This is a genomic window from Pseudomonas sp. GW821-FHT07B01 (genome assembly GCF_059419065.1).
The window spans coordinates 61,073-73,293 of record NZ_JBWKRA010000007.1; the positions used below are offsets into that span (position 1 = coordinate 61,073).

Consider the following 12,221-nt stretch of genomic DNA (forward strand, 5'->3'; position numbering starts at 1 on the left):
TGTTATTGGCAGGCGCCAGGGATGTAGCAAGCTTGTAGTTATACTACAAGAATTGTCGTTTTGCCCGTGTGATGCATCACTAAATCGCCCTGCTCCCCCCTGATTCAGCGGGCAGGCGCTATGTAGCCATAAAGGCGGCCTACGCTGCGCTAAGAAAAATCTGCATTTTTACGTAACAAATCTGCCAGCCCCTCGGCCCGCATGGGCGGGCTGATCAGGTAACCCTGTACCTCGTCACACTGCTCGCCGCGCAGGAAATCCAGCTGCTGCTGATCCTCCACGCCTTCGGCCACTACCTTGAGCGCCAACCCGTGAGCCATGGCGATGATCGCACGGGTGATTGCCGCATCCTCGCGCCCCTGGCCAAGCCCGCGAATAAAGGCCTGGTCGATCTTTACGTAGTCCACCGGGATGCGTTTGAGGTAGCTGAGGGATGAGTAACCGGTGCCAAAGTCGTCGATGGCCAGCTTCACCCCCAGGTCACGCAGTTGCTGGAAGGTGGCGATGATGTGTTCAACGCTGTCGAGCAACTGGCTTTCGGTCAGTTCCAGCTCCAGGTATTGCGGGTCCAGTGCGGTTTCTTCCAGCACTTGGCGTACCAGGCTGACCAGCTTGCCCTGGCGCAGCTGATGCACCGACAAGTTGACCGACACGCGAATCGGCGCCAGCCCCTGACGCTGCCATTCGCAGGCCTGCCAGCAGGCCTGGCGCAGCACAAATTCACCCAACGGCACGATCAAGCCGGTTTCTTCCGCCAAACCGATAAAGTCGCTCGGCGGCACCATGCCCCACTGCGGATGCTCCCAGCGGACCAACGCCTCGGCAGCCTTCAGCTTGCCCGTCGCCAGGCACAGCTTGGGTTGGTAAAACACCGTGAGTTGACGCTCGTCGATGGCTTTGCGCAGGTGGTTTTCCAGCTGCAAACGCTCCAGGGTGCTGGCTTGCAGGCTGTCGGTGAAGAACTGGAAATTATTCCCGCCCAAATGCTTGGCGTGCTGCATCGCCATATTCGCCTGGCTGACCAGTGCAGAAATTTCCCGTGCGTTATCCGGCAACAGGCTCACGCCCATCGAGGCGCTGACCACCAGTTCATGCCCCTCCACATTCACCGGCACGCGCAATTTCGCCAGCAGCCGGGTCGCCACCCGCGCCAGGCTCGATAGGTTGCCATAGGCGTCAAACAACACGGCGAATTCATCACCAGACAGGCGCGCAATGGTGTCGGCCTCCGGCAGCGCGTTGATCAAGCGCCGCGCCATTTTCTGCAGCAGTTGGTCGGCCACTTCATGGCCCAGGCTGTCATTGAGCAATTTGAAGCGGTCGAGGTTGATATGCAGCAGCGCAAGGCTGCGACCGCCTTGGCGCACGCGCTGGTGAGCCTCGCGCAGCCGTTCGCGAAACAGCGAACGGTTGGCCAGGCCCGTCAACTCGTCATAGTGTGTGAGGTAGCGCATGCGCTCCTCCGACTCGCGGCGGGCGGACAGATCGGCGAAGAAGCCTACGATATGACTGACGTTTCCCCGCACATCGCGCACCACGTTCAGTTGTAGCCACTGCGGGTACAGTTCGCCGTTCTTGCGCGTCTCCACCAATTCGCCCTGCCAGGTGCCGTGGCTGAGCAATGCCTGGCGGATCAGCGGGAAGTGGCGCCGCGCATCGCGACTGCAGGGCAGTTCCACGACGTTGCGGCCAAGCATGTCGTCGATGTCAAAGCCGGTGACGCGGCTGAACGCCTGGTTCACGGCGATCAGCGCGTAGTTCGGGTCGAGGATCACAATGCCTTCGCTGGCCGCCTCGAACACCGTCGAAGCCAGGCGTTGCTGCTCTTCTACGGCCTTGCTGGCACTGATATCGCGACGCGTGCCCAGCATACGGATGACGCGGCCACTGGGCGTGCGCTCCACGGCGCGCCCGCGGTCTTCGATCCACACCCAATGCCCATCGCCATGACGTATCCGGTATTCCACCTGATAGTCCTCGCTGCGACCCTTGAGATGCTCTACCAGCGCGTGCTTGAGCAGTGGCAGATCGTCGGGGTGCAGGCGCGGTTTGAGGTGGCTGAGCATCGCCGTGACGTATTCGGGCTCCAGGCCAAACAACTCCTTGAGTTGCGTGTGGTGGACCTCGTCGGTTTGCAGGTTCCAGTCCCACAGGCCCAGTTCACTGGCTTGCAGGGCCATGGCCAGGCGCGCTTCGCTTTTACTCAAGGCGAGGCTGGCAGCATCCAATTGTTGGCTGCGTTGCGCCACACGATCTTGCAGACCGACCTGGGCTTCACGCAAGTTCTGCTCCACCTCGCGGCGCTGCTCGACTTCGCGCACCAGGTCCTGGTTCAACTGCTCACTGCGTTGCTGCGCCTGCTGTAAATGCTCGATCAGGGCCTGGTTCTGGAAACGGCGCAACAACCCGCGCTGGATCAGGCGGTTGACCTGCCACGCCACCAGGCTCAGGGACGCCAGCAGGATCAGGCCGAGCACGCCCCAGCCTTGTTGCTGCGGTGTGCCATTCCAGAACAGGTAGACGATGGCCGGCACCAGGCACGGCAAGGCAAACGACAGGTAGGCCCAAAAGCTCACGGCATAGGCCACGCTGGCCGACAAGGTGGCGGCGCCAATCAGGCCAAACACCCAAGCCTGATGCATGAAACTGTCCGTGGGCACCAGGGCAATGGCCGCAACCGAGAGGGTCAGGCCACTGACCGCCGAGCCGAGCATGAACATACGGCGCCACACGGGCTGGGCCTGCCGGCTGGGCATGGCCGAGTCAAAGGCCGCTACTTGAATCACGCGCATCGCCACCAGGGCCAGCAGCCAGAGCAGCCAGACGCTGTCCAGCAGGTATTGATTGGGGTTCCACAGCAACCAGGCGCAGACCAGCCCGTTGACCAGCATCAGCAGCGTCGGCAGCAACGAGCCCTGATAGAGCAAGCGCGTGCGCTCAACCGCGATTTGGGTTGCATAGTGTTTACGGATGACCTGTGCTGGGGCCGGCGAGGGGCCAAACAGGTCGGTGCTAAGGGTCATAGGCGGTGTTCTTATAATGGTGAGCCCGAAACGTCGACGGAGCATACACAAGCAAGCGCCTGGGCCAAACTGCTACAAGTCATAAAAAACCTCCTGCGATTGGCCGCAAACCTTTGGCCCAGACCGCTTGAGCAAGACACGGCACGGGTTGCGGCCGATGACCAACCGGTCATCACCCCCGTCAGAATGTTCGCCCGTCGATAGCTTGCAGGCGTTTTGCATCGACCATCCGGCATTGGGATTTGCCCAGGCCCCCCAAGGCCCATAGAATGCGTCGATGCGCGATGATCTCTCTCTTTTGCTGAACTCCCTCAACGATGCCCAACGCCAGGCCGTAGCGGCCCCCGTTGGCCGTCAGTTGGTCCTGGCCGGTGCTGGCTCCGGTAAAACCCGAGTGCTGGTGCACCGTATCGCCTGGTTGATCCAGGTCGAAAACGCGTCCCCGCATTCCATCCTGTCGGTGACCTTCACCAACAAGGCCGCTGCCGAGATGCGTCATCGCATCGAGCAGTTGATGGGCATCAGCCCGGCGGGCATGTGGGTGGGCACCTTCCACGGCCTGGCGCACCGCCTGTTGCGGGCGCATTGGCAGGAAGCGGGGCTGAGCCAGACCTTCCAGATTCTCGACAGCGACGACCAGCAACGCCTGGTCAAGCGTGTGATCCGCGAACTGGGCCTGGACGAACAACGCTGGCCGGCGCGTCAGGCGCAGTGGTTTATCAACGGCCAGAAAGACGAGGGCCTGCGCCCGCAACATATCCAAGCCAGCGGCGACCTGTTCCTGGCCACAATGCGCAGCATTTATGAGGCCTATGAAGCGGCCTGCGTGCGCGCTGGCGTCATCGACTTCTCCGAACTGCTGCTGCGTGCCCTCGACCTGTGGCGCGACAACCCCGGTTTGCTGGCCCATTACCAGAAACGCTTCCGCCATATCCTGGTGGACGAGTTCCAGGACACCAACGCCGTGCAGTACGCCTGGTTGCGTCTGTTGGCCAAAGGCGGCGACAGCCTGATGGTGGTGGGCGATGACGACCAATCGATCTACGGCTGGCGTGGCGCGAAAATCGAGAACATCTACCAGTATTCCGAAGACTTCCCGGACGCGGTGACCATCCGCCTGGAGCAGAATTACCGCTCCACCGCCGGGATCCTCAAGGCGGCCAACGCCTTGATCGCCAACAACACCGGGCGCCTGGGCAAAGAGTTGTGGACCGACGGCGGGGAAGGCGAAGCGATCAACCTGTACGCGGCGTTCAATGAGCACGATGAAGCGCGCTACGTGGTCGAGACCATTGAAAGCGCACTGAAAACCGGCCTGGCCCGTAGCGATATCGCGATTCTGTACCGTTCCAACGCCCAGTCGCGGGTGCTGGAAGAAGCGTTGCTGCGCGAGCGCATCCCCTACCGCATCTATGGCGGCCAGCGCTTCTTCGAACGCGCCGAAATCAAGAACGCCATGGCCTACCTGCGTTTGCTTGAAGGCCGTGGTAACGATGCAGCGCTGGAGCGGGTGATCAACATCCCGGCGCGTGGCATTGGCGAGAAAACCGTCGAAGCGATCCGCGACCATGCGCGCCATGCCGATGTGTCGATGTGGGAAGCCATGCGCTTGCTGATCGCCAACAAAGGCCTGACTGGCCGTGCTGCCGGGGCGTTGGGGGTGTTTGTCGAGCTGATCGAGAACCTGGCCGCAAAGTGCGCAGAGATGCCGCTGCACCTGATGACTCAGACCGTGATCGAGCAGTCCGGGCTGATCGCCTATCACGAAGCGGAAAAAGGCGAGAAAGGCCAGGCCCGGGTAGAAAACCTTGAGGAACTGGTCAGCGCCGCCCGCGCGTTCGAAAACACCGAGGACGACGAAGAGCTGACGCCGCTCGCCGCCTTCCTGGGCCACGCCTCGCTGGAAGCCGGCGATACCCAGGCCGACGAGCATGAAGACAGCATCCAGCTGATGACCTTGCACAGCGCCAAAGGCCTGGAATTCCCTTACGTGTTCCTGGTGGGCATGGAAGAAGGCCTGTTCCCTCACAAGATGAGCCTGGAAGAACCCGGCCGCCTTGAAGAAGAACGCCGCCTGGCCTACGTGGGCATTACCCGGGCGATGCAGAACCTGGTGATGACCTACGCCGAGACCCGACGCCTGTACGGTAGCGAAACCTACAATAAGGTGTCGCGCTTCGTACGTGAGGTGCCCAAGGGGCTGATCCAGGAAGTGCGCTTGTCCAACAGCGTCAGCCGCCCGTTCGGCGGTGGCCAGCAACAGAACTCCAGCAGCATGTTTGCCGGTTCCGAAATACCGGAAACCCCGTTCAGCCTGGGCCAGCAGGTCAAGCATGCGATCTTCGGCGAAGGCGTGATCCTCAACTTCGAAGGCGCCGGCGCCCAGGCCCGGGTGCAGGTGAACTTCGCCGAGGGCAGCAAGTGGCTGATGATGGGTTACGCCAAGCTCGAAGCGGTCTGAGCTGGCCACAATAAGCCCACCATCATGAAACACTGCGTAACATGAAGATTATTGGCCCACCCTTGTTTTAGAGGCGTGCGGGCCAATATCTGTAATTAGTCCTACAGACCCTTCGGATTTGGTCTTACGCAAAAGCCCGAAACATTATGCCGCTAGCCACTGCCACGACACCTGTGCAACATGGCGCGCGTGCAATCCACAAATGGGAATTCCCTATATGAAACGTTTTCTTAGCATCGCCATGGCGTTGTGCATCGGCCTGACGATGAGCCTCGACGCCAACGCCAAACGCTTCGGTGGCGGCAAAAGCTCGGGCGCGGCACCGACTCACCAGACCAGCCAAATGGCTCCATCCGCCGGTGCGGGCGGTGCTGCGGCTACTGCAGGCGCAGCCGGTGCCGCTGGCGCTGCTGCCAAGGCCGGCGGTGCTTCGCGCTGGCTGGGCCCACTGGCCGGCATCGCCGCCGGTGGCCTGCTCGCGTCCATGTTCATGGGCGACGGCTTCCAGGGCATGCAGATCTTCGACATCCTGATCATGGGCGTCATCGCCTTTTTGGTCTTCCGCTTTATCGCCGCCCGTCGCCGCAAGCAGCAGGAGCACCTCGCTCCAGCCGGCGCGCCGATGCAGCGTGAAGCGTTCGAGCAAAAGCCTGCCATGGGTTCGATCTTCGGTGGTTCGGCAGCGCCTGCCGCCCGTCCGGTAATCAACGCACCGGCCTGGTTCAACGAAGAGCGTTTCGTCGAAGCGGCCCGCAGCCACTTCCAGTCCCTGCAACAGCATTGGGACGCCAACGAAATGGACAAGATCTCCGAGTTCGTGACCCCGCAACTGCTGGAGTTCCTCAAGCGCGAACGTGCCGAGATCGGTGACGCCTTCCAGTCGACCTACATCGATGACCTGCGCGTACAGCTCGACGGCGTGGATGATCGCGCCGACAAGACCATCGCCACCCTGACCTTCAGCGGTGTGTCGAAGTCCTCGCGTTTCGACCAGGGCGAAGTGTTCAGCGAAAGCTGGAACATGGAACGCGCCCAGGGCGACGATCAGCCATGGCTGGTCGCCGGTATCCGCCAGAACGGCTAATACCTGCGCGGTTGAGCAAGCGGTAACAAAAACCCCGGACATGTCCGGGGTTTTCTATTTCACGGTTGCACTTATAGCGAGCTACTGTATAAAACGCCCCTATAAACCGCGCCATCTAGCAAGAGGATCCCGGCCGTGGAAGAAATCATCGAACAACTGCGTGAAGCCAACGAACCGGTCCCGGTTCCTTTGGAGCTGCCTGACGAAGACCTGCTGGTGGAAATCGAGGAACAACTGTTCATCGACATCCCCTTTGTCTTCCGTGAATTCTTGCTGACCGTCAGTGACGTGGTCTACGGCAGCCTGGAGCCGGTGACCGTCACCGACCCACAGTCCCACACCTACCTGCCGGACGTTGCCGCCAACGCCTGGGATGCCGGTGTTGATCGCAGCCTGATCCCTATCTGCCAGGACGGCGACGACTACTACTGCGTCGAAGAAGACGGCACCGTGGTGTTGTGGTCCGCCGAAGAAGAATTGGTCACCGAAGAAACCTGGGAATCGGTGTGGCACTGGGCACGGGACGTCTGGCTGGAAAGCTGATACTTGATAGCTTTTGTGGCGAGGGAGCTTGCTCCCGCTGGGCTGCAAAGCAGCCCCCGCCAACGCCAGTCAGTGTTCCGTATCCTTGTGGTTGTCCAGCGTCTCCAGCAACGCAACCTGCATCCGCGTATGCACACGGATAAACCAGCGCCAGAGCACTGCAGCCACCGCCGCCGTGACCACGGCAATCAACACCAGCAACTTGTTGGTCGGCAGAATACTGGCCGACAAGGCTGCCAATAGCAGGAAGATCACCAGCAGCGACAAGAGGGGGATCAGCTCCGCAATCACCCTTCGCACACGCTGGGTATGACGCCCGGCTATCTCTGGCTTCACGCTCATCTCCGCCAGCAGCATCGACAGCGCCTTGAGCTTGCGATACGCCGCAATCAGAAACGGCAACGACACTAGCAGCGCCCCGCCCCAGATCAACGCCTTCTGCCAGCTTTGATCGCTGACCCAGCCTTCCAGATACCCACCGATGCGCCCTGCGAAAAAGCTGCCGGCAAAGAAGATTGCGATCACCAATGCCAGGTTTACCCCGACTTGCAGGATGATCTTGCGGATCATCGCGGCCAACATCGCCCCCTCGCCCTGGGGCTGAATGCTGCGCAACCATTCTCCATACATGCCGAACACTCGGCTCATTCGCGTGGGCATCAGTGCGGCGATCTTCAATGATAGCGGGTCGGCCCCGCGAATCAGGTAGGGCGTCAGCAGTGTGGTGATCGCCGAAACGGCCACCGCCACGGGATACAGAAAGTCGCTGGTGACCTGCAGGGTCATCCCCAGCGCCGCGATGATGAAAGAAAACTCGCCAATTTGTGACAGCCCCATACCAACCCGCAGCGAGGTGCGACCATCGTTGCCGGCGATAAACGCGCCCAGCCCGCACGACAGCATCTTGCCCAGCACCACGGCCACGGTGATCACCGCAATGGGCCAGGCGTATTGCAGCAGAATCTGCGGGTCGATCATCAAGCCAATCGCCACGAAGAAAATTGCGCTGAACATGTCGCGAACGGGCTCGATCAGGCCCTCGATCTTAATCAACTGGCGGGATTCAGCCATGATTGCGCCGATCAAAAAGGCCCCGAGCACCATGCTGTATTCCAACTTCACCACCAACAGGCAGAAACCGAAGCACAGCCCCAATACAGTGATCAGCAGCATCTCGTTGCTTTCAAACTTGGCCACATAAGCCAGCAGGCGCGGCACCAGCAAAATACCAATCACCAGGGCGACAACCATGAACAGCGAGAGCTTGCCGACCGTGGAGAACACCTCGCCGGAGCTGACCGTGCCACTCACCGCAATGCTCGACAGCAACGCAATGATGCCGATACCCAGGATGTCCTCCACAATCAGCACACCGAAAATCAGCTGGGCGAACCGCTGGTCTTTCATCTTCAGATCGTTGAGGGCCTTGACGATAATGGTGGTCGAGGAGATTGCCAGGATCGCGCCGAGGAACAGCGAGTCCATAGTGCTCCAGTCGAACCAGCGGCCGATCTCGTAGCCGATCCAGATCATCAACACGATTTCCAGGAACGCCGCGATAAACGCCGTGGCCCCTACCTTGAAAAGCTTGCGCAGGCTGAATTCCAGGCCCAGGCAGAACATCAGGAAGATGACTCCCAACTCCGCCAGGGTCTTGATCGTGTCTTCATCGTGGATCAGGCCAAACGGCGGGGTGTGGGGGCCGATAATGAAGCCGGCGACGATGTAGCCCAACACCACCGGCTGCTTGAAGCGGTGAAACAGGATGGTGACCACCCCTGCCACCAGCATGATCACGGCCAAGTCCTGGATAAAGCTGATGGCGTGCATGGCGAGGGGCTCCTTGAGGGTGCCGGCGCTTTTCCCACTTCCGGCCTCGCCTTTGAAGGGTCGGAAAAGTCTGCCTTGATCGTAAGAAAAGCCCTGAGACGGGCTTTTGAAGGGTAACACCGCGACTTCTGCTGGAAAGCCGGTGCAATATATGGAAACAGATCGCTGCACGCGTGACGGCAAGCCGCCTGACGGCGTCCCGTTAGGGATGGCGCTGCAAAGATTTTGAGTACCCGCAGAGGTGCCTCCCCCCAACCAATGCCTACAACCCGTGAGTGTGCTATGGAACCCGGAAACGCCCAGCTGTCGATGACGGTACTGATGACCCCTGACATGGCCAACTTCTCTGGCAATGTGCACGGCGGCACGCTGCTCAAGTACCTCGACGAAGTGGCCTATGCCTGCGCCAGCCGTTATGCCGGTCGTTATGTGGTCACGCTGTCAGTAGATCAGGTGATCTTTCGCGAGCCGATTCATGTCGGTGAGCTGGTGACCTTCCTCGCGTCAGTCAACTACACCGGCAATACGTCGATGGAAGTGGGCATCAAGGTGGTGACCGAGAATATCCGTGAACGCTCGGTGCGCCATACCAACAGCTGCTTCTTCACCATGGTGGCCGTGGACGACCAGCGCAAACCTGCCGCCGTACCGCCCTTGCAGCCGCAGAACAGCGAGGACAAGCGCCGCTTTGTGCAGGCTCAGCAACGTCGGCAGATTCGCCAGGAACTGGAAAAGCGCTACCGGGAAATCAAAGCCGACGCGCCGTAAACTCCAAGCGGCTAATCAACTCAAAAACCTGTGGGAGCGGGCTTGCCCGCGATAGCAGTGGTTCAGTCGACATCGCTTTGACTGAGACTCCGCCATCGCGGGCAAGCCCGCTCCCACATTGGATTCTGTGTCATTACAGGCCGATCGGTGTGGCTTCGAAGCGCACACGAGGGTGGGCAATACGGTCCTGGGCCCGCACCAGTTCCAGTTCATAACTGGCGCAGGCCTGGGTTTCCAGCAGCACTTCATGCACGGCCGCAGCGGTGAACTCAAAAGCGGCCACCAGGCTATCACCCAACAGCACCCGCGCCAGGAACAGCCCGGACGTCAGGTCGCCCACGCCCACTGGCTGGCGCGGAAACGCCAGCAGGGGCCGGCGCAAGTGCCAACTGCCCTCAGCTGTCACCAGCAGCATTTCAAAACCTTCTGGCAGTTTGCCTGGGTAATCCAGGTGCTTGACCAACACAGCCTTGGGCCCGCGCGCCAGCAAGGCCTTGGCCATCGCCAGGCAATCGAACAGCGATTGCGGCTTGCGCCCGGCAAAACTGTCCAGCTCCAGTTGGTTGGGGCACAGGAAGTCCGCCATGGCGGCGGCTTCATCCAAGAGGAAATCGCTGACCTCCTGCGGCACGATGCAACCCTTTTCCGGGTGGCCCATCACCGGGTCGCACAGGTACAGCGCCTTGGGGTTGATCGCCTTGATGCGCGCCACACCGCTGAGGATGGCACGGCCCTGGTCTGCACTGCCCAGGTATCCGGACAGCACCGCATCACAGTTGCCCAGTTCGCCAATCGCGGCAATGCCCTCTACCAGCGCAGGAATTTGCTGCGGCGCCAACACTTCGCCCGCCCACTGTCCATACTGTGTGTGGTTGGAGAACTGCACCGTGTTGAGCGGCCAGACATTCACCCCGACCCGCTGCATGGGGAACACGGCGGCGCTGTTTCCGGCGTGGCCGAAGACCACATGAGACTGGATCGCAAGCAGGTGAGGTGTACGTTTCATGCGGGAGATTTCCGTAAAACCGTTGAATTTCTGGCCGAGCAGTATGCGACTAAACGCAGCCTGTACGACAGACCGGCGACACAGTTAAGCTGCGCTCACTTTGTTGGAGTTCATGGAATGCTGACCCTGGGAAACATCTTCGTCTTGATGCTGCTGGCCACCGGCGCCGCCTGGGTTTGGCACAACCACGGCCTGCGTGAACGGGCGCTGGCGCGGGTCAAGCAGCATTGCGCCAAGCTCGATATCGAGCTGCTTGACGGTGCCGTGGCGCTCAAACGCATCGGTTTCGTCAAGGATGCCAATGGCCGCCGACGCCTGGCGCGCATCTATAATTTCGAGTTCACGGTGACCGGCGAAACCCGGCATGCTGGGGTCATCACCCAATTCGGCGCCCACAGCGCGCAGATCGAACTGGCGCCCTACCCGTTCGAAACCAAGGAGCCGCTGCCCAGCGCCGAGATCATCGAATTGAGCCAGTGGCGCCAGGACCACGCCAGCAAGAAACATCAGTAACGGCAGGCTGCCAGGGCGCTTTGCAATGCGGCCACGTCCTGTGGTGCGCTGAAGATCAACTCAACACGTGAATCGCGCCGCCAAGCGCTGGGTTGCCAGTGCAGTGGGCTGTCATCCACAGCGTTGGCAGACACCCAACCCTCAACGCTGTGGATAACCAATTTGGCCCGGCGCCAGCCCAAACTCGATAGCCACTGATGCAGACGGCTGACATCGAATCGCTGGCTTGGGTGCCAGCGCCAGCCAATGCTCCAGCCGCCCTCCTGGCTCTGGCTCAAACTGATCGGCAGCCCAGGGTCGCTCCAGATCGCCGGCATTTGCCCCACCGCTTCAGGCACGTCGAAATTATCCACAGCTACTTGGGCCTGTGCTTTCAAACCGGGCAACCGGTCGAGTGGCAATTGCGCCTGGCATGTCCAATGGAGCGGGCAATCGGGTAATTGCGCTTCGATCGCCTGACGTTGCGTAGCAGTCAGCGTCTCGTCCTTGTTCAGCACCAGCAGGCCGGCACTGGTCAACGCCTCCTGTTGTGCCTGCGGCAACGGCCTGCCCGCCGCCAATGCTTGGGCATCGAGTACCAGCACGCAAGGCTGCACGGCCAGCACGTCTTGCCATGGCGCCTGCCGCAGTTGCTTGAGCAATTGCGCCGGATGGCCCAGGCCTGAGGGTTCAATAAACAGCCGGTCCGGCTTAGCCTTACGCAACAAGCGGCCCAGCCCTACCTGGAACGGTGCGCCGTTCACACAACACAAACAGCCGCCCGCCACCTCACCCAAGGCGATACCGTCATCGTCTTGGGTAAGTAGGGCAGCGTCCAGGCCGATCTGGCCGAATTCGTTGATCAGCACCGCCCAGCGCTCGTTGGCCGGGCGCTGGGCAAGCAGGTGCTTGATCAGGCTGGTCTTGCCGGCGCCCAATGGCCCGGCAATCACATGGGTAGGAATGTTCTGCAGCATAAGAGGCATGGTTCAGGCCGTTTAGAGCGTTTGATCC

Annotated in this window: 9 protein-coding genes; 5 read left to right on the forward strand and 4 right to left on the reverse strand. The window is 60.8% G+C overall.

Going from position 1 to position 12,221, the window contains the following annotated elements:
- Positions 1–149: 149 nt before the first annotated feature.
- On the reverse strand, positions 150–3,023 hold the full coding sequence (locus AC07S6_RS10050; protein WP_073843380.1) for a putative bifunctional diguanylate cyclase/phosphodiesterase: 2,874 nt from the start codon (positions 3,021–3,023) through the stop codon (positions 150–152).
- Positions 3,024–3,300: 277 nt separating this feature from the next.
- Between AC07S6_RS10050 and uvrD the strand changes: the two genes are divergently transcribed.
- From uvrD to AC07S6_RS10065, 3 genes are all read left to right on the forward strand, one after another.
- Positions 3,301–5,484, forward strand: a complete 2,184-nt coding sequence (gene uvrD / locus AC07S6_RS10055; protein ID WP_014720554.1) for a DNA helicase II — start codon at positions 3,301–3,303, stop codon at positions 5,482–5,484.
- Between the two features lie 217 nt (positions 5,485–5,701).
- Positions 5,702–6,568: a Tim44 domain-containing protein gene (locus AC07S6_RS10060; protein ID WP_003195740.1), complete on the forward strand. Its 867-nt coding sequence runs from the start codon at positions 5,702–5,704 to the stop codon at positions 6,566–6,568.
- Between the two features lie 135 nt (positions 6,569–6,703).
- Complete coding sequence (locus AC07S6_RS10065; RefSeq protein ID WP_014720555.1) at positions 6,704–7,111, forward strand: SMI1/KNR4 family protein; 408 nt, start codon at positions 6,704–6,706, stop codon at positions 7,109–7,111.
- 69 nt (positions 7,112–7,180) lie between these two features.
- On the opposite strand, the gene AC07S6_RS10070 is transcribed toward AC07S6_RS10065, so the two are convergent.
- Positions 7,181–8,941, reverse strand: coding sequence for a cation:proton antiporter (locus AC07S6_RS10070; protein ID WP_495112236.1), 1,761 nt, complete (start codon positions 8,939–8,941; stop codon positions 7,181–7,183).
- A gap of 282 nt (positions 8,942–9,223) precedes the next feature.
- On the opposite strand from AC07S6_RS10070, the gene AC07S6_RS10075 reads away from it, so the two are divergent.
- The gene (locus AC07S6_RS10075; protein WP_003195747.1) at positions 9,224–9,709 is read left to right on the forward strand and encodes an acyl-CoA thioesterase; all 486 of its coding nucleotides are present in this window, start codon (positions 9,224–9,226) and stop codon (positions 9,707–9,709) included.
- A 133-nt stretch (positions 9,710–9,842) separates the two neighbouring features.
- Here AC07S6_RS10075 and pdxY read toward each other — a convergent pair whose 3' ends face one another.
- Positions 9,843–10,715 (reverse strand): pyridoxal kinase PdxY, encoded by an 873-nt coding sequence (gene pdxY, locus AC07S6_RS10080; protein WP_089041545.1) that lies wholly within the window; start codon positions 10,713–10,715, stop codon positions 9,843–9,845.
- A gap of 117 nt (positions 10,716–10,832) precedes the next feature.
- Here pdxY and AC07S6_RS10085 point away from each other — a divergent pair, with 117 nt between their 5' ends.
- Positions 10,833–11,228: a DUF3301 domain-containing protein gene (locus tag AC07S6_RS10085; protein ID WP_003195752.1), complete on the forward strand. Its 396-nt coding sequence runs from the start codon at positions 10,833–10,835 to the stop codon at positions 11,226–11,228.
- Here AC07S6_RS10085 and AC07S6_RS10090 read toward each other — a convergent pair.
- Entirely contained in the window at positions 11,222–12,184 is a 963-nt protein-coding gene (locus AC07S6_RS10090) for a CobW family GTP-binding protein (protein ID WP_495112284.1), read from the reverse strand. The genes AC07S6_RS10085 and AC07S6_RS10090 overlap by 7 nt on opposite strands.
- Between the last annotated feature and the right edge of the window lie 37 nt (positions 12,185–12,221).

What these genes read in the sequence shown, in the direction of transcription:
- pdxY (WP_089041545.1), bottom strand. Translation starts at nt 10,715, where the DNA reads ATGAAACGTACACCTCACCTGCTTGCGATCCAGTCTCATGTGGTCTTC.
- AC07S6_RS10090 (WP_495112284.1), bottom strand. Translation starts at nt 12,184, where the DNA reads ATGCTGCAGAACATTCCTACCCATGTGATTGCCGGGCCATTGGGCGCC.
- AC07S6_RS10085 (WP_003195752.1), top strand. Translation starts at nt 10,833, where the DNA reads ATGCTGACCCTGGGAAACATCTTCGTCTTGATGCTGCTGGCCACCGGC.
- AC07S6_RS10050 (WP_073843380.1), bottom strand. Translation starts at nt 3,023, where the DNA reads ATGACCCTTAGCACCGACCTGTTTGGCCCCTCGCCGGCCCCAGCACAG.
- AC07S6_RS10060 (WP_003195740.1), top strand. Translation starts at nt 5,702, where the DNA reads ATGAAACGTTTTCTTAGCATCGCCATGGCGTTGTGCATCGGCCTGACG.
- AC07S6_RS10070 (WP_495112236.1), bottom strand. Translation starts at nt 8,941, where the DNA reads ATGCACGCCATCAGCTTTATCCAGGACTTGGCCGTGATCATGCTGGTG.
- AC07S6_RS10075 (WP_003195747.1), top strand. Translation starts at nt 9,224, where the DNA reads ATGGAACCCGGAAACGCCCAGCTGTCGATGACGGTACTGATGACCCCT.
- uvrD (WP_014720554.1), top strand. Translation starts at nt 3,301, where the DNA reads ATGCGCGATGATCTCTCTCTTTTGCTGAACTCCCTCAACGATGCCCAA.